The organism is Streptomyces sp. DT2A-34 (assembly GCF_030499515.1).
Classification (GTDB): Bacteria; Actinomycetota; Actinomycetes; order Streptomycetales; family Streptomycetaceae; genus Streptomyces.
The window spans coordinates 5,873,603-5,894,095 of the sequence record NZ_JASTWJ010000001.1; the positions used below are offsets into that span (position 1 = coordinate 5,873,603).

Consider the following 20,493-nt stretch of genomic DNA (forward strand, 5'->3'; position numbering starts at 1 on the left):
AGGGCTCCGTGGGGACGGGGCGCCCTCACCGGCTTCTTCATACGGGCGGAGCGAAGACACTCCGCTCGGTGACGTCCGTGAGAACGCGAGCGGCGGCACGGAAGTCGTTGTCGTCGTGCAGTACGACCAGGCCGTGATGGGCAGCGGTGGCACAGACCAGCCAGTCCACGGCGGAAAGGCTCTGGTGCTGCCCGCGCTGGGCGAGCCTGTGCTGCCCGGCCTCGATCCAGCGCCACGCGCCCTTGGGGACGGAGACGTCCGGATACAGCTCGGCAAACATCTCGGCCATGTCGTCGTACTCGTCGAGGTTGCGGGCCGACTGAAGGAATTCGGTGCGCTGGGCGGCACATGACCCGATCCCCCCGCGTCGTCCAGCTCGTGCGACGAGAGGTCGTTGAGCTTTCGGTCGCGTTGAAGCCGCCACACGGCGGTCGGGTCGGCGAGATAGCGGATCACGCTCAGGCGAGGTCCTTCTCCGTGTGCCCCGGGTCGACGGCCCCTTTCTCCGCCGCGTGGCGCCGCCAGAAGACGTCCTCATCCCATTGCTGGGCTCGCTCCAGGTGACGCAATCGGGCCTCGGTGCGTCGCCGAGTCGATCTGGGTTGCGGACATGGCTCCTCCGTGAGATGTGCTTCATACAAAGGTGGCCCATACCTCATACATCGAGCTCGGCCCAGACCGTCTTGCGCGGGTACGGCCCCGGCGCCGCGTCCCATCGGTCGGCGAGCGCGTCCACGAGCAGCAGACCCCGGCCGGACGGAACGAGGCAGGGCAGACGGTCGGCGCGGGTGTCCGTGACCTCGATGCGGAGGGTGTCGGCGACGACGTGGAGAGTCAGGCGGAAGTCGCGGCCGGGGACGCGGCCGTGGGTGGCGGCGTTGGTGGCCAACTCGGCCACGATGTGCTCCGCCGGGTCCAACGGGAGTCCCCAGCTGCGGAGTTGCTCCCTCGCGAGCAGACGGGCCAGGCGGGCGCCGCGGGGCGTGGGGGACAGCAGCACGCTGAAGTTGCGGATGGGGGAGGTGAGGTCGTTTTCAGGGGCAGTCATCTCGCGGTTCATGTCACTCAGCGTGTCCTGATCGGCTTGCCTGGGTGAGTGATCGCTCCTGTGCGTAGCGGGACTGTCCGGCTTTGTCTCGTGCTGTCTCGGCTGTCTCAGGGGTTGTACGGGGTACGACTGCGCGGTGGAGGTGGGCATGAACGAGGTTGCGGACGAGGCCGGTTGGGATGTCGAGCCCGGGGACGAGATCGAGCCGGTGGTTCAGGCGGTGGGGCGGCTGCTCAAGGTCTGCCGGGAGGCTGCGGGTATGCGGGCGGCCGAGTTCGGTGAGGTCATGGGCTACGGCGAGGACATGGTCCGCAAGATGGAGCGCGGCCAGCGGATTCCCCGGCCGGAGTTCCTGGACAGGGCGGACGACGTCCTGAAGGCGCAGGGGCATCTCAAGGCGTTCAAGCGGGACATGGAGCAGGCTCGGTACCCGAAGAAGGTGCGGGAGCTGGCGGACTTGGAGGGTCGTGCGGTTGAGCTGTTGATGTACGGCAACCACAACCTGCACGGCTTGTTGCAGACCGAGGAGTACATGCAGGCGCTGCTTGCGACATGGCGTCCGGCCTACTCACCCGACGAGCTTGAGCGAATGGTGGCGGGACGCATGGCCCGGAAGTCCATCTTCGACCGGTCCCCTGCGCCAGAACTCAGCTTTGTCCAGGAAGAGGTCACGCTGCGCCGCCCGATCGGGGACACAATGGTGTTGCGCCGACAGCTCGAACACCTGCTGGCGGTGGCCCAGTTGCCGTTCGTTGAGCTTCAGGTGATGCCGACCTCCCGCGCGAACCACCCCGGGACGGGGGGCCGGATTCAGGTGCTGAAGTTCGGCGACGGAACCGGAGTCGGGCGCACCGACGGCGACTTCGGCGGCCGTCCAGTCTCCAATCCGAGGCAGCTCCGGCTTCTTGACCTGCGGTATGGCATTATCCGGGCTCAGGCGCTCACGCCAGGGGAATCTCTGGCCTTCATCGAGCAAGCGCTGGGAGAACTATGAGCACCCCGGAACTCCACTGGTTCAAGAGCAGCTACAGCGACAGCAGCAACGGCAACGACTGCGTCGAGGTCGCCACCACCCCCGCCACCATCCACATCCGCGACTCCAAGACCCCCGACGCCCCTCACCTCACCATCGCGCCGGGAAACTGGAATTCATTCGTGGGCCACGTATCCGACCGCTAGTCTGCGGAGCATGACCCGTCAGATCTGCAAGTCGCTGATCTTCGCCGCCGACGGCGTACCGCCCTTCGGGCACCGTACGACTTCGTGACCCCGCTGGTCACGGCCGCCGTCCTGCTGGCGGCCGTCACGCACGCCAGCTGGAACGCCATCGCCCACAAGATCACCGACAAGCTGGTCGCGTTCACGCTCATCGCGGGCGGGGGGACGCTGATCGGCGCGGTCCTCGCGTGCTTCGCGGCGTTCCCGGCGGCGGAGGCGTGGCCGTATCTTCTCGCGTCGGCCCTCGTCCACATCGTCTACTTCGCGCTGCTGATGAAGTCCTTCCGGCTGGGCGACTTCGGGCAGGCCTACCCCATCGCGCGCGGTACCGCGCCGATCGTCGTCGCCGTACTCGCCGCCTTCGTCGCCCACGAGGTGCCGGACGGGTGGGCGGCCGCCGGGATCGCCTGCTCCTGCGCGGGGCTCACCGGCGTCGCCCTGTGGGGTCTGCGCGGGCGCCGGCCCGACTGGGCGGCGATCGGCGCGGCGCTGGCGACCGGGCTGAGCATCGCGGCGTACACCGTCCTCGACGGGCTGGGCGTACGGGCCTCCGGCTCGTCCGTCGGCTATATCGCCTGGTTGATGGCGGTCGAGGGCCTCGCCGTCCCGGCGTACGCGGTCTGGCGCTGGCGCGGGGAGACGGTTGCCGTGCTGCGTCCGTTCGCGGGGCTGGGGCTGCTGGGCGCGGCGTTGTCCGTCGCCGCGTACGGGCTGGTCCTGTGGGCGCAGACGAAGGCGGAGTTGGCGCCGGTCGCGGCCCTGCGGGAGTCCTCGATCATCGTGGGGGCGGCCATCGGGGCCGTCTTCTTCAAGGAGCGGTTCGGGGCCGCCCGGATGGTGGGGGCCGCGTTGCTGGTGGTGGGCATCGGGATGATGCTGCACGCGAATTAGGGAACCTTGCGCGGGGACCCCTTGTGCACCAGGGAAGGCGGTCAGCCGTTGGCTGACCGCCTGTGACCCTTGTGCGGCAGGAGGCTTGCGTCAGAAGGCGCTGTTGCTGCAGCCCATCTTCGAGCCGAGGCTGGTGGCCTGGCTGCCCTCGTTGCCTTCGCCGTTGAGGGCGCCGCCCAGCGCGCCGTTGAGCACCCCGACCACACCGAGGATGTCGATGTTCAGGTCGTGGGACTTGCACTGGGTGCTCTGCTGGACTTTGAACTCGTTGCCCCCGCGGCCCTTGCCGTCGGCGTGGGCGGTTCCGGCGGCCGCGAGGCCGACGGTGCTGAGGGCGGCGACCAGGACGGCGGCCTTGCGAAGCTTGTGCATGTCATCTCCGGTGGAGTGAGTGGAGTGAGGTGGGTGCGCTGCGTGAAGGATCGACTCCTCATAAAAAGGGGCGACTCCTCACGATTAAGGGAGATTAAGTAGGAAAGGCCCCAAATCATCCTGAGGCACGCCGAGTTTCACGATCTTGCACTAGAAGTGCCGTGCGTCAGGCCTGGGCGAGGGCCGGCTTGCCCACCCGGAACGCGAACTGACCGCAGTACGTGAGCTTGCGCAGGTTCACCAGGGCCGTTCGGCGGCGGCCGTCCTGCGCCCACTGGTCGATCTCGGTGTTCAGCGGGGACTGTTGGTCCCAGTAGCGGCTGTACTCCGGCGGCCGGCCCAGGTAACTCCGCATGATCAGCGCCACTCCGTCGAGCGAGGGCCGGATCTCCTCCAGCGCGAGCCCCGCCTCCTCGACCAGGATCCGGAAGCCGTACGGCGTGTAGTTCCACAGGCTGAAGGAGTGGTACGGCTCGAATTGGGATGTTGATCCGATGAAAAGACCACCGGGCGCCAGCACTCGGGCGATCTCCGCCAGCAGTTCGCGCGGGCGGGCGACGTGTTCGAAGACCTGGTGGGAGTAGATCAGCGGAGTCGAGTCCGAGCCGAGGGGGAGGTGGACGCCGTCGTAGTGCACCACCGGGTCACCGCCGGGGGTGCGCCGGCCGGCCTCCGGCGAGTCCCGGATGTCGATCCCGACCCACCGCACCCGCGGGGCGTGCTTGCGGAAGAGCGCGGCCGACGCGCCGCGGCCGCACCCCAGATCGACGACCAGGCCGGGTGCGCCGGGTGCGCCCATCACCTCGTCGACGTAGTAGCGCGAGGTGACCTGACGGGCGTGGTCGTCGGGGATGCAGTCCCGCATGAGGTCCCAGAGGGTGGCCATGCTTCGATGCTACGGACACTCGCTGTTACGTGCGATTCACGCCCTGTGAAACCGTGACGCCCGACAGGTCGTGCGAGGTCACGCTGTTGCGGTCGGTGACCGACCGGCCCAGGGCATGGTGCGGCCAAAGCCCCGCGGCCACCCGGCGGCTGCGCTCGCTCCACTGCCGGGCCGCCAGGTCACCGGACTTGTAGTGGTTGAGGGCGTAGCCGCCGGAGTGGATGCGCAGCAGGGTGAAACCGCCGGGGTACTCCTTGGCGGCGGCGACCTCCTGCTGGGTGACGTGCGGGGCCCGCGTCAGCACGGTGCGCTTGTTGCGGTGCGTGTGGCCCGCGTGGTGGAGGAAGACGCCGGGTGCGGACGCGTAGGCGTCCACGACGGCGCGGGCCTGGCGGCGCTCCAGGCACTGGCCGCGGGTCACCGGGAAGACGGAGTCCCGCACCGTCAGCGGATGGTGGCCGAACACCAGCGTCGGCTGGTCCGGTGCTTCCCTCAACCGCGCCCGGAACCAAGCCAGTTGCTCGGCCCCGAGCCCGCCCGCGTCGGCGCCGTTGCCGGTCTTGACGTAGGTGTCGAGGCCGATGATCCGCAGCCCGCCGAGGTCACGGGCGAAGTACCCCGGCCCGTCGTCGCCACCGCCGCCCCCCGGGAACGCGGTACGGAAGACGCCGGCGTCCTGGGAACGGTCGTGGTTGCCGCGTACGACGAAGTAGTCCTGCCCGTGCGTGCCGAAGCCGTCCAGGATCCGCCGGGCCTCGCGCAGGTCGTGAGCGGCTCCGCCGGCCGAGATGTCGCCCCCGGCCAGCAGCAGGTCCGCCCCGCGCCGCCGGGCCTCCTCGACCAGGGCGCGGCTCATCAGCTCCGGATAGGGCGCTCGCCCCGGCAGTTGCGGCACCCCGCGCAGCAGGGGCAGGCCGCCGACCAGGCCCGCGGTGGTCTCGCCGAGGTGCAGGTCGTTGCAGAGCGCGACCGACAGCAGGTGCCGGCCGGGCGGGGGCTGCGGGGTGGTGAAGGAGTACGGCCCGCCGCCCGAACCGAACCCGAACGTCGACGTGCCCACGGCGTTGCCGCGCACCAGGTGCAGCGGGGTGGGTGTGGCGGCCACGCCCCGTGAGCGGGCCTGGTAGTAGTACGTCTGCCCCGGCTCCAGGTCGGTCAGCTCGACCTGGTGGTGGGCGGTCGGCCGGCCCTCGGACGCGGTGCGGTTGAGCCGGGAGGGGTGGGTGCCGTAGACGACCTCGCCCTCGGTGATCGCCGGGAGGGGGTGACCCAGGCCGTCGTCGGTGCCGGGGATGCCGGTGTACCAGGTGATGACGGCGGTGTCCTCGGTGAGGGTGACCAGTTCCAGATTGACGGCGGCCAGGTCGTCGGGGTGGTGGGAGCGCGCCCGCTGCATGGCGGCCGAGGCCGTCCGCAGCAGGGCAGGGGCGAGGCGCGCGCCGGAGCGCAGCACCTCGCAGGGGCCGGGGAAGGCCGACAGTGCTGCGAGAGCGGGGAGGTGGGCGGAGAAGCAGCAGCGCATGTCCCTCGATGTGGCCCGGAGCGGTGAACGGGGGAGGCGGCGTTGGCGGCTGGGCCAGGGCCGGCGCGCGACATCTCCGTGGAATGCGACATCTCCATGGAAGCAGGGCGGAGCCGGTCACCGAAGCGAGTGTGCCGAGTCTCACTGATCCCGAGTTGCGGTCTTTGCTCCGGCACCAAGCGCTCCGCCGGCTGTGTCGGTATGCGGCTCCACCGGGGGCCGCGATGGCCGCTCGGTGGTCTGCGGTGCCGTCGTGGCTGGTCGCGAGCCCGGTCGGCGCAGACGGCTTTCGCTTACGGCACCACGGGCCGTTCGCTCCGGAACTACGATCGGACGTGCGAAGACTTCACCGAGGGGGCGGGGCAGTGACTGCGCTGAGTGAGGGGCTGGGCGCGTCGGACGCGGGGGTCGGCGGCAGGGCGCCGCTGGACGCCGACCGGATCAAGCATCTCGAATTCATCCAGGCGACGATCAACCGCCTGGGCACCAACTCGTTTCTCGTCAAGGGCTGGGCGCTGACCCTGGCCGCCGGTCTGCTGGCGCTCTCCGCCAGTCGGCTCAACTGGCAGCTCGCGGCCGTCGGCGTGGTGCCGCTCCTCTGCTTCTGGTACCTGGACTGCTTCTTCCTGCGCCAGGAACGGGCCTTCCGCCGGCTCTACGACGCCGCGCGGGTCCCCGACAGCACGGTCGAGGTGCTGTCCATGAACGTGGCGCCGTACCTTGCGCGGATGCCCTGGCCGGAGGTCTGGATCACGCCGACGTTACTGCTGTTCTACGCGCCCTTGCTGCTGGCCGACCTCGCGCTGGTCGTCATCGCGTTGTGAGGTACCCGTCCAGCCCGGGGTCGGAGGGGCGGAGCCCCTTCAGGATTCCCGCCCCGGAACCCGGACCGCCGCCGAAACGCGGGCGGCGAGCGCAGCGGTTGCCGCGTCGTCCTCCTCCCGGAAACCCCCGCCCTTCGGCGGCCAGATGGGCCCCATCGCATCCCCGGGCCGGCGCGGCACGAGGTGCACATGGGTGTGGAACACGGACTGCGAGGCCACCGCGCCCGCGGAGTTGATGACGTTCATGCCGTCGGGTTCGAGGACCGCCCGCAGCGCCCTGCCCACCACCGTCACGGTGTGGAACAGGCGTTGGACCTCCGCCTCGTCCATCGCCCACAGGTCCGCCGTATGCGCCCGGGGCACCACCAGCGTGTGCCCGCGCGTCGCGGGCGCCAGCGGAAAGAAGGCGAGGGTGTGCGCGTCCTCGTACACCACCCGCGCGTGGCCGGTGCCGGCGACGATCTCGCAGAAGGCGCAAGCCTGTTCACGGGCGTCCATGGACCTTCCCTGTCGCTCTAGGGTGTGCGGCGTGGGCGGCATCTTCATCAACTACCGCAGGGGCGATCACGAAGACGTCGTGCGGGAACTGTACGACCGGCTCGAACAGCACTTCGGCGAGGACCAGGTCTTCCGGGACGTCGCGTCCATCGTGCCGGGACAGCGCTACCCGGACACGCTGCGGGAGCGCGTGGCGGACTGCGAGGTGCTGCTCGTGGTCGTGCACCGGGGCTGGCTCGCATCGCGGGGCCCGTCCGGCGGGCTGCGGCTGGACGACGAGGCGGACTGGGTCCGCAGGGAGATCGACCAGGCGCTGCACACCGGCAAGACCGTCGTCCCCCTGCTGCTGGACGGCGCCGCCCCGCCGAGACCGGACCAACTCCCGCACCCCATCCGCGAACTGGCCCACCGCAACGCCCAGTCACTGCGCGCGGCCCGCTTCGAGGACGACCTGGCGGAACTGATCGCCGTACTGGAGACCGAGGTCACCCGAACCTGGACCCACGTCCCGCCGCCCCCGCCGGGACACCGGCCGGGACGGTGGCTCGGCGTCCTCACCGCGCTGCCGGCCGGCGCGGCACTGGTCGGGGTCCCCGCGCTGGCGAGGGACGACGACTGGGCGCGCGGGGACGGCCTGCCATGGACCCTGCACGCCGCCCTGGGAGGCTGCCTGCTGCTGTGCGCGCCGCTCATCGCGGTCGCCGTCGGCCGCTTCCTGCTCCGCCGCCCCATCGACAGCTGGGAACGCGACCTGCACGCGGTCAAGCACCAGACGTACATCCGGCAGACCTGGCCGATGGGCGCGGGGCTGGTGCTCATCGGGCTGTTCCCGGCGCTGCAGATGTGGGGTGACAAGGGCATGTGGGGTTCCCTGGCCCTGCTGCTGGTCATGGGCCTCGCCGTCGCGCACACGGCCGCCACCCACATCCGCCTCAAGCGGCGCGACGCCGACCTGTGGGCCCGCTGGCCGCAGGGCCTGCCGGACCGGGTGACCCGGCCGGTGCTGCGCCGGGCGATCGCCCGGCTGGAGCTCCGCCTGGCCGAGTCGCGGCCGCCGCTCTCCCGCGAGCAGCGGGAGAAGGCCGACTGGGAGCTGGAGGACATGCGCGGGGCGCTCGGGCGGCTCGCGGACGAGGCGCGGCGCTCCCGGCTGAGGTGGCTGTGCCAGGACCACCCCTGGATCCTCAGCGGCTACTGCGTGGGGCTGGCCCTGGTCACTGCCCTGGCCGTGGCGTCCGGGCTCGCCTTCGACGCGGCGGGGGAGGGCAGGCCGCGCGTCCACCTCACGCTGGCGGTCGTGGTCCTGGTCGGCGCGGCCCTGGCGCTGGCCACCATGGAACTCGCGCTGCGCCACCAGCGCCGGCTGCGCACCGACCTGGTGACCGAGGCCGCCGAGCGGATCGCCCTGCTCGCCGACCGGGTGACCGCCCTCAGCGCCCCCGCCCGCACCAGGCGCCCCGCCCCGGCCCCGCGGCCCGAGGAGTTCGCCGAGCCCGACTAGGCGCCGAGCCCGACTAGTCGGCGGGCCCTTCCGAGGCGCACCCTGGAAGCAGAACTTCCGGAGGTGATCGTCATGATGCACACCGCAGTGGGATGGCATGTCGAGCTGGAGTTCCAGGAGGACGACACGCACACCAGGGCGGTCGCGATGGTGCGGCTCCCCGACGGCACCGAGGTACGGGCCCACGGGCACGCCTCACGGCACCACACGGACGCGAATCAGCCACGCGTCGGTGAGGAGATCGCCGGTGCCCGCGCGCTGAACGAGCTGGCGATGCAGATGCTCACCAAGGCACACGGGGAGATCGACCAGGCGTCGGGACGCACGTCGCACCCGATCCACGTCTGAACCGAATCGTCTGAAGCGAATCGTCCGAAGCGAATCGTCTGAAGCGAATCGTCCGACCCGAACGCTACGCGAGCGCCCCGACCGCCACCCGCACCGCCCGTATCAACCCCTGCGCCCTCGGATCCGCCGTCACCGTCTTGCGGAAGCCGTTCGTCACATAGCCGAACGCGATCCCCGTCTCCGGGTCGGCGAAGCCGAGGGCGCCGCCACGGCCGGGGTGGCCGAAGGAACCCGGTCCCAGCAGGGGCGACGCAGTGCCGTGCAGCATGTAGCCGAGGCCGAAGCGGGTGCCCACGACCAGGACGCGGTCCGGCCCCGCCGACTCCTGTGCCCGGGCCAGCTCCACCGTCGCCGGGTCGAAGAGCCGGACGCCGTCGACCTCGCCGATCAGCGCCGCGTAGAAGCGGGCCAGTCCGTCGGCCGTCGCGATGCCGTTCGTCGCGGGGAGGGCGGCGGCACGGTACGCGGGGGCGTTCTGGTCGGGGAACGGGGTGATCGCGGCGAACGCGCGGCGGGTGAGGGAGTCCGGGTCGCCGTAGGCCTCGGTGACCGACCGCTTCGGGCGCGACCGCAGCCCACCCACCGGTTCGGGACCGTCGACCCGGCCGGTACGACCGACCCGTCCCGCCTCCGACTCCGGCAGCCCCATCCACAGGTCCAGGCCCAGCGGCCCGGCGACCTCCGCCGCGAGCCACTCGCCGGCCCAGCGCCCCGTCACCCGCCGCACCAGCTCGTCCAGCAGCCAGCCGTACGTCAGCGCGTGATAGCCGTGGTCGGTGCCCGGCTCCCACGCGGGCGCCTGCCCGGCCACCGCCTCGGGGCCGCGGTGCGGGTCCAGTGCCTCCTCGGGCGTGAGCGGGCGGTCGAGCACCGGGAGCCCGGCGCGATGGTTCAGCACATGCCGGACCAGCAGCCGCTCCTTGCCGTGCGCCTTGAACTCCGGCCAGTACTCGCCGACCGGCGCGTCCAGGTCCAGCTCCCCGCGCTGGTGCAGGAGGAGGAGTACGGCGGCGGCGACGCCCTTGGTCGCCGAGCGCACGACCTGCGCGGTGCCGCGCTGCCAGGGATCCTCGCCGTCCACATCCCTGGTACCGGCCCACAGGTCGACGACCTTGCGCCCCTCCCGGTACACGGCGACGGCCGCGCCCCGCTCCCCGAGCGCGGCGAAGTTCCGTACGAACGCCTCCCTGACCGGCTCGAAGCCCTCGGCCACTGTGCCGTTCACGCCCACGTCCGTCTCCTCGTCCTGCCTGTGCGGGTGCCCTTCTACCCAAGCAGGACGGTGACGTCGATGTTCCCCCGGGTCGCGTTGGAGTACGGGCAGACCTCGTGCGCCGCGTCCACCAGCTTGGCCGCGATGCCCGCGTCCAGCACCGGCAGCGAGACGCTGAGGGCGACCGCGAGGCCGTAGCCGCGGTGCTTGTTGGGGCCGATGCCGACCTTCGCGGCGACGGTGGATCCGGTGAGGTCGTAGCCCTCGCGGTGGCCGACGAGGATCAGCGCGTTGTGGAAGCAGGTGCTGTAGCCGGCGGCGAACAGCTGCTCGGGGTTGGTGCCGTTGCCGTCCCCGCCGAGCTCCGGGGGCATCGCGACCTTGAGGTCGATCTGGCCGTCCTGGCTGGTGACGTAGCCGTCCCGGCCGCCGTGCGCGGTGGCCTCGGCGACGTACATGATCTTCGTCGGACGGGTGTCGACGGCGGTGCCTTCGACGGTCATGGTTGGCCCTCCCCCAGGCTGTATCAATGTGCGACTCCGCCGCGCGGCGCGCACAAGTACATCGTGCACAAGGTACTTGCCGGTAGGGTGCCTGCCGTTATCAGGGGGTAGCAACCGTCGGTAACCCGAGATCAGCCGATGGACCCGAGATCAGCGGTTGCGGTCGGCCGCGGCCCCCGCCCTCGCCGCCAGCTGCCACAGCTCCTCGCGCAGCCGCTCCACCTCCGGGCCGCCGAGCCCGGTCGCGGCGAGCAGGGCGCCCGGCACGCGCGCCGCGCGCTCCCGCAGCTCCTGTCCCCGCCCCGTGCACGCGACCAGCACCGACCGCTCGTCGCTCGCCGCACGCTCCCGGCGGACAAGACCCGCCGCCTGAAGCCGCTTGAGCAGCGGCGACATCGTGCCGTAGTCCAGCCGCAGTGCGCCGGCCAGCTCCTTCACCGTCGTCTCGCCGCGCTCCCACAGGACCAGCAGGACGAGGTACTGCGGGTAGGTGAGGCCGAGTTCGTCGAGAAGCGGGCGGTACGCGGCCGTCACCGCGCGCTGGGCGGCGTACAGCGCGAAGCACAGCTGCTCGTCCAGCAGCAGCGAGCCCTTGTCCGCGGTGCCCTCGTCGTTGGTCACGCGCCCATTGTCACGGACCGCGGATCGAATCCGAACGGCGGCTCCAGACGGTGGGCGCGCATCAGTCGTCGTTCGCGGCTTGTGCGCGTGCCCGGCTCCTGGCATCAGACGTTTTCCATGGCTGATGGCTGATGGCTGATGGCTGATGGCTGATGGCTGATGGCTGATGGCTGCGCTGGGCGGGTCCGGGTCGATGGGCAAGGGGGCGGGGTACGCGGCTGATCCGGCGTCCTCGTCGTGATTCGTCAGGCGCCCATTGTCACGGACCGCGGATCGAATCCGAACGGCAGCTCCAGGCGGTGGGCGCGCATCAGCTCGTCGTCGGACAGCAGCTCGGCCGTCTTCCCGTCCGCCGCGATCACGCCCTCACTCAGGATGAGGGAGCGGGGACACAGCTCCAGGGCGTACGGCAGGTCGTGCGTGACCATGAGGACGGTGACGTCCAACGAGCGCAGGATGTCGGCCAGTTCGCGGCGGGAGGCGGGGTCGAGGTTGGAGGAGGGCTCGTCGAGGACGAGGATCTCCGGCTCCATCGCCAGGACGGTCGCCACCGCGACCCGGCGCCGCTGGCCGAAGGAGAGGTGGTGCGGGGGACGGTCCTTGAACTCCGCCATGCCGACCCGCTCCAGCGCCCGGTCGACCCGTTCCTCCAGCTCCGGGCCCTTCAGCCCGGCCGCCGCCGGCCCGAAGGCGACGTCCTCGCGGACCGTCGGCATGAACAACTGGTCGTCCGGATCCTGGAAGACGATGCCGACCCGGCGCCTGATCTCGGCCATGTGCTGCCTGCCGACGGGCAACCCGGCGACGTGCACGCCGCCCGTGCCGCCGGTCAGGATGCCGTTGAGGTGGAGCACGAGGGTCGTCTTGCCGGCGCCGTTGGGCCCGAGCAGCGCGACCCGCTCGCCGCGCGCGATCGTGAAGTCCACGCCGAACAGGGCCTGGTGGCCGTCCGGGTAGGCGAAGGCGAGGCCGGAGACCTCCAGGGAAGCAGTGCTCACAGGGTCCATCCCAACACGCAGACGACGAGGGCGGCGAAGGGGAGCGCGAGGGCGTACGACCACTGCGCCCGGGACGCGGTCACCTCGTCGATCACCGGCATCGAACCGGCGTACCCCCGGCTGATCATGGCCAGATGCACGCGCTCGCCGCGTTCGTAGGAGCGGATGAACAGCGCGCCCGCCGACTTCGCGAGCACGCCCCAGTGCCGCACGCCCTTCGCCTCGAAGCCGCGCGACTCGCGGGCGATGCGCATCCGCCGCATCTCGTCCGCGATGACATCGCCGTACCGGATCATGAAGGACGCGATCTGCACGAGGAGGGGCGGAAGCTTCAACCGCTGGAGGCCGAGGAGGAGTTCACGCAGCTCGGTGGTGGAGGCGAGGAGTACGGAGGCGGCGACGCCCAACGTGCCCTTGGCGAGCACGTTCCAGGCGCCCCACAGCCCGCTCACACTCAGCGACATGCCCAGCACCTCGACGCGCTCGCCCTCCGCCACGAACGGCATCAGCACGGCGAACGCCACGAACGGCACCTCGATCAGCAGCCGCTTGAGCAGAAACCCTGCGGGCACGCGCGCGACGTACGCGACGAGCGCGAGCAGCACGGCGTACAGGCCGAACGCCCACATCGCCTCCCGCGGCGTCGACACCACGACCACCACGAACGCGAACGTCGCGGCGAGTTTGGTGTGGGGCGGCAGGCCGTGCACGGGCGAGTGCCCGTGCCGGTAGAGCCGGTGCGCGTGCCCTGCGCCCATGCTCAGACGCTCGTGCTCGTGGGCGACACATCGGCCGCCTCGTCCGTACGGCGCCGGCGCACCGCCCAGAAGATGCCGGTGCCCGCGGCCAGGGTCGCGCCGACGCCGATCGTCCCGGCGAGGCCGCCCGACAGACGGATGTTGTCGATGCCCTTGACGCCGTAGTCGGCGAGCAGGGAGTCGGCGCCCGCGTGCTCCTCCGCGGACTCGGCGAACCCCTTGTCCTCGGCTACCTTCTCCAGGCCGTCGGGGCTGGCGGAGGCGTAGAAGCTGACGAACCCGGCGAGGACGAGGGAGGTGACCAGGCCGCTGATCCACAGCGTGCGGCGTGAGGTCCGGGCCGCGACCGGCCGCGCGGCCTCGGGCGCCGGGGCGTCGACGAGCTCGCCGCCGACCCGCAGCTTCAGCGGCTGCCGCAGGTCACGGGCGCCGTAGACGAGGTCCGGGCGTACGGCGATGACGGCGCCGATGGTCAGCGCGGTGATCGCCGCCTCGCCGATGCCGATCAGCAGGTGGACGCCGACCATGGCGGTGGCGACCTTGCCGATCGAGACGTCGGTGGTGCCACCGATCCAGAACAGCAGCGTGAACGCGAGGGCCGCGGCCGGCACCGACACCACCGAGGCGACGAAGGAGGCGGCGGTGATCGAGCGCCGGGTCTTCGGCAGGACCTTCACCAGGCCGCGGAAGACCACGTAGGCGACTACGACGCCGACGATCGCCATGTTGGTGATGTTCACGCCGAGCGCGGTGAGGCCGCCGTCCGCGAAGAGGATGCCCTGCATCAGCAGGACGACGGAGATGCACAGCGCGCCGGTATAGGGGCCGACGAGAATCGCGGCGAGGGCGCCGCCGAGCAGATGTCCGCTGGTCCCGGCCGCGACCGGGAAGTTCAGCATCTGCACGGCGAAGATGAACGCCGCCACCAGGCCGGCCAGCGGCGCCGTCCGCTCGTCGAGCTCACGGCGCGCGCCGCGCAGGCTCACGGCGACCGCGGCCGCGGCGACCACTCCGGTCACGGCGGAGGTCGGGGCGTCTATGAATCCGTCGGGTACATGCACCGTTCGATGATAGTGGCTTAATGCGAATGGCTTGCAAGAGCGAGGAGCTTGTGCGTCGCATTGGTATCGCACATGTGAGATGCGTCGGCCACAGGGAGCGCTTTCCGCAAGATATGCGACATTGGAGGGGAGCGGAGGCACAGCTTTCGCCTAGGTCACGCAGCGTAAGGGGCCGTCCGATGTCGGTAATCGAACAGTACGCCCGAGCCCATATCGTCACGGATGCCGACCTCTTGCAGGAGGAGCAGGAGGCCGTCCCGGTCGTCCTGCGCTACGACCCCGAGACCGACCCGCGCTCGGTGCGCGTGCGGTTGCCCGGGCGCGAGGCCCACGAGTGGACGTTCTCGCGCTCCCTGCTGGAGCAGGGGCTGCGGGCCCCTGCCGGGAGCGGCGAGATACGTGTGTGGCCGTGCGGGAGGGTGCAGGCCGTCGTGGAGTTCCACTCGGACCAGGGCGTTTCCGTGGTGCAGTTCGAGTCGAAGGCCTTGATGAGGTTCCTGCGGCGGACGTATCTGGCCGCCGCGCCCGTAGCACGCTGAGGCTCAGCCGCCCAGCTTCAGCAGCGCCGCCACGATCGGGCCCGCCGTCTCGCCGCCGTGGCCGGCCGCCTGGACCACGCCTGCTGCCGCCAGGTCGTTCCGGTACGCGGTGAACCAGCCGTTCGGCTTCTTCTGGCCGTCGACCTCCGCCGAGCCGGTCTTCGCGCCGACGTCGCCGGTGACCCCGGACATCGCCTCGGCCGCCGTGCCGTAGGCCGCCGTGTAGGCCATCAGTTCGCGCAGCTGCGACAGCGTGGACGCGGACATGGAGCGGGAGGCGGTGGCGAGGGCGCGGTTGTCGACCGTCGGGGCCACCAGGTAGGGCTGCTTGAAGGTGCCCGACTTCACCGTCGCCGACACCGACGCCATGTTCAGCGGGTTCATCCGCACCCCGCCCTGGCCGATGAGCGAGGCCGCCATCTGCGCCTGGGACTGGACCGGGACGGAGCCGTCGAAGGTGGAAACGCCGACGGACCAGTTGTTCATGGACAGGCCGAAGACCTGCTGGGCCTGCTTGGTCAGGCTGTCGTTGTCCAGCTCGGGGGCCTGGCTGATGAAGGCCGTGTTGCAGGAGCGGGCGAAGCTCGCCTTGAACGTGCCGTTCTTGATCTCGAACTTGTCGTCGTTCTGGAACTTCCAGTGGCCGTACGTGAAGTACTTCGGGCAGGGGTGCTGCTTGTCCGCCGACGCGAGGCCCTTCTCGATCAGCAGCGACGAGGTGATGACCTTCATCGTGGAGCCCGGGGCGAGAGAGCCCTGGAAGGCGGTGTTGAAGCCGTGCGAGGAGTTCGCGACCGCGAGGATCTCGCCGGTCGACGGGCGCAGGACGACCACCGACGCCTTGGACTTCGCGGCGACCTGCTTCTCCGCGGCGGCCTGCATCGTCGGGCTCAGCGTCGTCTTCACGGTGCCCGGCGTGCCCTTGCTCAGCTCCAGCAGGGTCTTGTCGGACAGCTCGGCCTTCTTGGACTCCTTGCCCCGGATCACCTGGAGCTCGACGCCCGCCTTGCCGCCCGCCTTCTCGCCGTACTTCTCGCGCAGCCCGTCCAGGACCGAGCCCAGCGACGGGTATGCGGCCTCCGTCAGCTCGCCGCCGTCCCGGTCGAGCGCCTTGACCGGCGGGGTGCCGGACTCGCCGGTGACCAGCGTGTCGCCGTCCTTCAGGTCGGGGTGGACGATCGCGGAGTGCCACTCGACGAGCGGCTTGCCGTCCTCGGCGCGGCGGACGACGGTGAGTGAACTGTCGTACGTCAGCGGCTTCTCGGTGCCCTTGTACGCCACCGTCCCCTTCACGGAGAAGGGGACCTTGTCGCCGGTGCGGGTGCCGGCGGTGAGGGTGACGTCCTTGATGTGGGCGTCCTTGGTGTAGCCGGTCAGCAGGGCCTGGGCGGCCGTCGAGTCGTCCGTGGCGGCGGCGGCCTCGGTCACCTTGCCCTGCTGCCAGGCGGTGAGGAACACCCGGGCGGCGGACGTGACCTCGGTCGCCGACAGCGGGCCGGTCTTGACGTCCTTCGCCTTGTCGTCGGCGCTCGCCGACGTCGACTGCGTACGACTGTCGGCGACGGCCCCGCCGCCGAACAGCGCGTAGGCGCCGAACCCGGCGCCGCCGATGACCACGGCGATCATCCCGCCGACCACGGCGGGGTTGGTCTTCCGTCGCTCAGCGACGCGCCCTCTGTTGCCCACTTCTTTCCGTTCCCTCGCGTATTCCAGGGGCCCCCGCCGCCCTGCCGACCTCACGCATACCAACGACGACGACCACCCTAGAGTCCCGTGCCGCGGGGGATGAGTTCAGCCGGACGCTCGTAGCACGGCTGCGACAATCGGCCCGGCCGCGTCGCCGCCGTGGCCGCCCTGCTGGGACAGGGCCGCGGCCGCCACATCATCGCGGAAGCCGGTGAACCAGCTGTCGGAGGTGGCCTTTCCGTCGATCTCGGCGGAACCGGTCTTGGCGCCGATGTCGCCGCCGAGCCCCGACATGACCTGCACGGCGGTGCCCGGGGCCGTGGTCGCGGTCAGCCGCATCATCTGCTTCAGCTGGGCGGCGGTGCTCGCCCGCAGCCCCTCGGCGGTGGCCAGTTGGCGGTTGTCGAGCTCGGGCGAGACCAGATACGGCTGCCGGAACTCGCCGGTGATCGCGGTGGCCGTCACCGACGCCATGTTCAGCGGGTTCATCTGGACCTGGCCCTGGCCGATGGCGTTGGCCGCGCGGTCCGGGCCGCCGGAGGCGGGGACGCTGCCGTCGACGGACGTGATACCGGTCTTCCAGTCGCGGCCGAGCCCGAACCGCTCCTCGGCCTCCTGGGTCAGCGAGGCGTCGGTGAGCGGGTCCTCGTCGACGAGCTTGATGAAGGCCGTGTTGCAGGAGCGCATGAAGCCGCCTGCGAGGGTGGCGCTCGCGGTCTCGTCGGGCTCCAGGCCCGTGAGGTTCTTGAAGGTCTGGCTCTGCCAGGTGGCGGTCGGCGGACAGGGCGCCGGTCCGTTCATCGAGGTCACGCCGTTGTCGATGAGCATCGCCGCGGTGATGATCTTCATCGTGGAGCCGGGGGCGACCTTGCCCTCGAAGGCCGCGTTGAAGGCGTCGTCCCGGTGGTTGGCCACCGCCAGCACCTCGCCGGTGCTCGGCTTGAGCGCCACGACCGAGGACTGGTCGTACCGCTTCACCGCCTTCTCGGCCGCCGCCTGCACGCTCGCGCTGAGCGTCGTCTCCAGCTTGCCCGGTCTGCCCTTCGCGAGGGTCAGCAGCGAGGTGTCCGGCGACTCGTCGGCGTGCCGTATCGCCAGCTCGATGCCGGGCGAGCCGCCGGCCTTGCTGCCGTACCGCTCACGCAGCGTGTCCAGGATCGGGCCGAGCGAGGGGTACTTCTCCTTCGTCAGCACGGTGCCGTTACGGTCGACGGCCTCGATGGGCGGGCTCGCCGCCTCGCCGGTGACGAGAGTGTCGTCCCTCTTCAACTCCGGGTGGATCACGGTCGGTTGCCAGTCGACGAGGGCCCGGCCGGTGGTGAGCCCACGCACGACGGTGAGCTTGCTCCGGTACTCGATCGCCTTGGACTTCCCGCCGTAGGACACCTTCGCCTTCACCGTGTACGGCACGGTGGCGCCCTTGGTCCTGCCGGGCGTGATCTTCACGCCGGTGATGTGCGCGGCGTCGCCGTAGGAGGTGAGCACGGCCTGCGCGGCCGCGTCGTTGTTCGTGTACGACGCCGCCTGCGCCGCCTGCCCCTTCTCCCAGGCCGCGAAGAACTTCGCCGTGGTTTCCTCGACCTCGTCCCCGCTCGGCGGCCCGGACCGCACCGGCGCCGGCTCACCGCCCTGCCCTGTCGCCCCGCCGCCGTTCAACGCGGACATGATGTTGTACGCGCCGTACCCGGCCCCACCCACCATCACGGCGAACACCCCGCCTATGACAGCAGCCTTGACCCCCTTGGACATGGGTCCCCTCCCCGTTTCCCCGTTTCAGTCCTCCGCACTGTAAGTGGCGTGAGGGAAACCTGTGGAAGGAGTTTTCTTTTCTTGGCCGCTTTTGCGGCGATGGAGTGACCGAAGAGCGTCCGTCCGGATACCGCGGATACGACTGAGCGCCGCGTCCGGCCTGGTCGGCCGAATGCGGCGCTCAGCGGGAGACGGTCCTCAGAGGACGCCGAAGGGGCTGACGAAACCGAGGATGGCGGCCGCGGGAGCAGCCGCCAGGGGGAGGACGCCCGGCGGGTAGGCGGCCGAGTACGGGTACACCAGGTTCGTGGACGTCTGCGGGGGCTGGGAGTCGCGGGTGTCGGCGGTGGCGAGGGTGGCGGCCGACATGACCGCTGCTCCGGTGAGGGCAATGACAGCAAGTGTCCGTTTGGTTGCGTTCATGCCCGGTGAACGATCATCGCCTGCTCCTGTTACGCAAGCTAGACCCATGTGTCCAGCCACATTCGCGACCGCCAGTCGTCGACCGGAATCGCCGTGCCCGTGTAGATCGGCCAGAAGTAGATGAAGTTCCAGGCGATCAGCAGCACCAGCACGCCCGCGCCCGTCGCCCCCGCCACCCGGCGGGTCTCGCCGGAGCCCGGCGGGCCGATGATCGCGCCGAGGAGCATGGCCACGGCCAGGCAGAGGAAGGGGAGGAAGACGACGGCGTAGAAGAAGAAGATGGTGCGTTCCTGGTAGAGGAACCAGGGGAGGTAGCCGGCCGCGACCGCGCAGGCGATGGCGCCCGCCCGCCAGTCGCGGCGGAAGAGCCAGCGCCACAGGATGTACAGGACGGCGAAGGCGGCCACCCACCACAGCAGCGGCGTGCCGATCGCCAGGACCTCGCGCGCGCACTTCTCGCCCGCGTCGGCGGGGCAGCCGTCCTTGCCGGGCAGGGGGGACTCGTAGAAGAACGACACCGGGCGGCCGTCGACGATCCAGCTCCACGGGTTGGACTGGTAGGTGTGCGGGGACGACAGGCCCACGTGGAACTCGTACACCTGGTGCTCGTAGTGCCACAGGCTGAGCCACCAGTCGGGGAACAGCCACGACCAGCTGCTGGTACGGCCGTCGGCGCTCGCCCAGTCGCGGTAGTAGCCGCCGCTGCCGTCCGTGGGCGAGAGGATCCAGCCCGTCCACGACACGACGTACGTGACGATCGCCACCGGCACGGTCGCCAGGAAGGCGAAGCCCAGGTCGCGCTTGAGCACCGTGAGGTACGGGAAGCGGGCACCGGCGACCTTGCGGGCGCCGACGTCCCACAGGACCGTCATCAGGCCGAAGGCGACCAGGAAGTACAGGCCGTTCCACTTGGTGCCGATGGCCAGGCCCAGCATCAGGCCGGCCAGCCAGCGCCAGGGGCGCCATCCCAGGCGCAGGGTCTCGGCGGTGTGCGCGTCGGGGCGGACCCGGCCGTCGGCGTCGGCCGGCAGCGCGGCCGCGAGTTTCGCGCGGGCCCGGTCCCGGTCGAGGACGAGGCAGCCGAACGCCGCCAGCACGAAGAACATCAGCACCCCGTCGAGCAGCGAGGTGCGGGCCATCACGAAGGCCAGCCCGTCCACCGCCATCAGGCCGCCCGCGAGGCAGCCCAGGAAGGTGGAGCGGAAGACACGGCGGCCGATGCGGCACAGCATCAGGACGGCCAGGGTGCCCAGCAGCGCCGTCATGAACCGCCAGCCGAACGGGTTGAACCCGAACATCAGCTCGCCGAGCCCGATGACGTACTTGCCGACCGGCGGATGCACGACGTACGCCGCGTCCGTGGGGATCGGGACGTGGCCGTTCGTCGACAGGATCAGGTCGTTGGCGTTCTTGTCCCAGTTGACCTCGAAGCCGCGGTGGACGAGCGCCCAGGCGTCCTTGGCGTAGTACGTCTCGTCGAATATCACCTTCTTCGGGCTGCCCAGGTTCCAGAACCGCAGCACTCCCGCGAGCAGCGTCACCAGCAGCGGACCGCCCCAGCCGGACCAGCGCGCGATCCGCTCGGCGAGCGGCCGCGAGACGCCGAGGAACTGCCACATCCGCGGGCTGGGCTCGGCATACGGCGGCACGAGCCGGTCGCGTACGTCGCTTCTGGGCGTCGCCGTGTAGCCGAATCGGCGCAGCCGCTGCTGCCACGACGGCTGCTGCTCGTGGGTCGCCTGGCCCTGCCGGGTGTCCGTGGAGGACGCGGTACTGGTCACCGCGCCATCGTAGGGAACACGTCTGTGGGAGTCCCGTGGATGCGCCCTGCGAG

General features: G+C 70.7%; 23 protein-coding genes. 7 read left to right on the forward strand and 16 right to left on the reverse strand.

What is annotated here, in order from left to right; genetic code table 11:
• Positions 1–37 precede the first annotated feature (37 nt).
• Both QQM39_RS46280 and QQM39_RS26355 read right to left on the reverse strand, forming a co-directional pair.
• Positions 38–289 (reverse strand): PIN domain-containing protein, encoded by a 252-nt coding sequence (locus QQM39_RS46280; RefSeq protein WP_367669119.1) that lies wholly within the window; start codon positions 287–289, stop codon positions 38–40.
• A 366-nt stretch (positions 290–655) separates the two neighbouring features.
• The gene (locus tag QQM39_RS26355) at positions 656–1,060 is read right to left on the reverse strand and encodes an ATP-binding protein (RefSeq protein ID WP_302000022.1); all 405 of its coding nucleotides are present in this window, start codon (positions 1,058–1,060) and stop codon (positions 656–658) included.
• 136 nt (positions 1,061–1,196) lie between these two features.
• Between QQM39_RS26355 and QQM39_RS26360 the strand changes: the two genes are divergently transcribed.
• The 3 genes from QQM39_RS26360 to QQM39_RS26370 all read left to right on the forward strand — a co-directional run bounded on the left by QQM39_RS26360 (position 1,197) and on the right by QQM39_RS26370 (position 3,157).
• Positions 1,197–2,042: a helix-turn-helix transcriptional regulator gene (locus QQM39_RS26360; protein WP_302000023.1), complete on the forward strand. Its 846-nt coding sequence runs from the start codon at positions 1,197–1,199 to the stop codon at positions 2,040–2,042.
• Positions 2,039–2,227 carry a DUF397 domain-containing protein gene (locus tag QQM39_RS26365; protein WP_302000024.1) on the forward strand — a complete coding sequence of 63 codons (189 nt, stop codon included), beginning with the start codon at positions 2,039–2,041 and terminating at the stop codon, positions 2,225–2,227. The genes QQM39_RS26360 and QQM39_RS26365 overlap by 4 nt, the downstream gene beginning before the upstream one ends.
• Before the next feature lie 84 nt (positions 2,228–2,311).
• Positions 2,312–3,157 (forward strand): DMT family transporter, encoded by an 846-nt coding sequence (locus tag QQM39_RS26370; RefSeq protein WP_302000025.1) that lies wholly within the window; start codon positions 2,312–2,314, stop codon positions 3,155–3,157.
• Positions 3,158–3,247: 90 nt separating this feature from the next.
• On the opposite strand, the gene QQM39_RS26375 is transcribed toward QQM39_RS26370, so the two are convergent.
• The 3 genes from QQM39_RS26375 to QQM39_RS26385 all read right to left on the reverse strand — a co-directional run bounded on the left by QQM39_RS26375 (position 3,248) and on the right by QQM39_RS26385 (position 5,937).
• Positions 3,248–3,529, reverse strand: coding sequence for a hypothetical protein (locus QQM39_RS26375; protein WP_302000026.1), 282 nt, complete (start codon positions 3,527–3,529; stop codon positions 3,248–3,250).
• 166 nt (positions 3,530–3,695) lie between these two features.
• Positions 3,696–4,415, reverse strand: coding sequence for a class I SAM-dependent methyltransferase (locus tag QQM39_RS26380; RefSeq protein ID WP_302000027.1), 720 nt, complete (start codon positions 4,413–4,415; stop codon positions 3,696–3,698).
• 25 nt (positions 4,416–4,440) lie between these two features.
• The gene (locus QQM39_RS26385) at positions 4,441–5,937 is read right to left on the reverse strand and encodes a metallophosphoesterase family protein (protein WP_302000028.1); all 1,497 of its coding nucleotides are present in this window, start codon (positions 5,935–5,937) and stop codon (positions 4,441–4,443) included.
• 365 nt (positions 5,938–6,302) lie between these two features.
• Between QQM39_RS26385 and QQM39_RS26390 the strand changes: the two genes are divergently transcribed.
• Positions 6,303–6,761, forward strand: a complete 459-nt coding sequence (locus QQM39_RS26390; RefSeq protein WP_302000029.1) for a hypothetical protein — start codon at positions 6,303–6,305, stop codon at positions 6,759–6,761.
• A 39-nt stretch (positions 6,762–6,800) separates the two neighbouring features.
• Here the strand turns inward: QQM39_RS26390 and QQM39_RS26395 are convergent, their stop codons facing one another.
• Positions 6,801–7,259, reverse strand: coding sequence for an HIT family protein (locus QQM39_RS26395; protein ID WP_302000030.1), 459 nt, complete (start codon positions 7,257–7,259; stop codon positions 6,801–6,803).
• 31 nt (positions 7,260–7,290) lie between these two features.
• Here QQM39_RS26395 and QQM39_RS26400 point away from each other — a divergent pair, with 31 nt between their 5' ends.
• Positions 7,291–8,760, forward strand: a complete 1,470-nt coding sequence (locus QQM39_RS26400; protein ID WP_302000031.1) for a toll/interleukin-1 receptor domain-containing protein — start codon at positions 7,291–7,293, stop codon at positions 8,758–8,760.
• Between the two features lie 72 nt (positions 8,761–8,832).
• Complete coding sequence (locus tag QQM39_RS26405; protein ID WP_302000032.1) at positions 8,833–9,108, forward strand: DUF1876 domain-containing protein; 276 nt, start codon at positions 8,833–8,835, stop codon at positions 9,106–9,108.
• 64 nt (positions 9,109–9,172) lie between these two features.
• Here the strand turns inward: QQM39_RS26405 and QQM39_RS26410 are convergent, their stop codons facing one another.
• The 6 genes from QQM39_RS26410 to QQM39_RS26435 form a co-directional block, all read right to left on the reverse strand.
• Positions 9,173–10,339, reverse strand: coding sequence for a serine hydrolase domain-containing protein (locus QQM39_RS26410; protein WP_302000033.1), 1,167 nt, complete (start codon positions 10,337–10,339; stop codon positions 9,173–9,175).
• Positions 10,340–10,374: 35 nt separating this feature from the next.
• On the reverse strand, positions 10,375–10,824 hold the full coding sequence (locus tag QQM39_RS26415) for an organic hydroperoxide resistance protein (RefSeq protein ID WP_302000034.1): 450 nt from the start codon (positions 10,822–10,824) through the stop codon (positions 10,375–10,377).
• 150 nt (positions 10,825–10,974) lie between these two features.
• On the reverse strand, positions 10,975–11,445 hold the full coding sequence (locus QQM39_RS26420) for a MarR family winged helix-turn-helix transcriptional regulator (RefSeq protein ID WP_302000035.1): 471 nt from the start codon (positions 11,443–11,445) through the stop codon (positions 10,975–10,977).
• Between the two features lie 245 nt (positions 11,446–11,690).
• On the reverse strand, positions 11,691–12,452 hold the full coding sequence (locus QQM39_RS26425) for an energy-coupling factor ABC transporter ATP-binding protein (RefSeq protein ID WP_302000036.1): 762 nt from the start codon (positions 12,450–12,452) through the stop codon (positions 11,691–11,693).
• A complete protein-coding gene (cbiQ, locus tag QQM39_RS26430; protein ID WP_302000037.1) occupies positions 12,440–13,201 on the reverse strand; it encodes a cobalt ECF transporter T component CbiQ in 762 nt (253 codons plus the stop codon). The genes QQM39_RS26425 and cbiQ overlap by 13 nt, the downstream gene beginning before the upstream one ends.
• A gap of 2 nt (positions 13,202–13,203) precedes the next feature.
• Positions 13,204–14,262, reverse strand: a complete 1,059-nt coding sequence (locus QQM39_RS26435; protein ID WP_302000038.1) for an energy-coupling factor ABC transporter permease — start codon at positions 14,260–14,262, stop codon at positions 13,204–13,206.
• A 179-nt stretch (positions 14,263–14,441) separates the two neighbouring features.
• Between QQM39_RS26435 and QQM39_RS26440 the strand changes: the two genes are divergently transcribed.
• Entirely contained in the window at positions 14,442–14,801 is a 360-nt protein-coding gene (locus QQM39_RS26440; RefSeq protein ID WP_302000039.1) for an SsgA family sporulation/cell division regulator, read from the forward strand.
• A gap of 3 nt (positions 14,802–14,804) precedes the next feature.
• On the opposite strand, the gene QQM39_RS26445 is transcribed toward QQM39_RS26440, so the two are convergent.
• The 4 genes from QQM39_RS26445 to QQM39_RS26460 form a co-directional block, all read right to left on the reverse strand.
• Positions 14,805–16,487 (reverse strand): penicillin-binding transpeptidase domain-containing protein, encoded by a 1,683-nt coding sequence (locus tag QQM39_RS26445; protein ID WP_302000040.1) that lies wholly within the window; start codon positions 16,485–16,487, stop codon positions 14,805–14,807.
• A gap of 105 nt (positions 16,488–16,592) precedes the next feature.
• On the reverse strand, positions 16,593–18,236 hold the full coding sequence (locus QQM39_RS26450; protein ID WP_302000041.1) for a penicillin-binding transpeptidase domain-containing protein: 1,644 nt from the start codon (positions 18,234–18,236) through the stop codon (positions 16,593–16,595).
• Positions 18,237–18,434: 198 nt separating this feature from the next.
• Entirely contained in the window at positions 18,435–18,605 is a 171-nt protein-coding gene (locus QQM39_RS26455) for a hypothetical protein (protein WP_302000042.1), read from the reverse strand.
• A 92-nt stretch (positions 18,606–18,697) separates the two neighbouring features.
• On the reverse strand, positions 18,698–20,440 hold the full coding sequence (locus QQM39_RS26460; protein ID WP_302000043.1) for a dolichyl-phosphate-mannose--protein mannosyltransferase: 1,743 nt from the start codon (positions 20,438–20,440) through the stop codon (positions 18,698–18,700).
• Positions 20,441–20,493 lie beyond the last annotated feature (53 nt).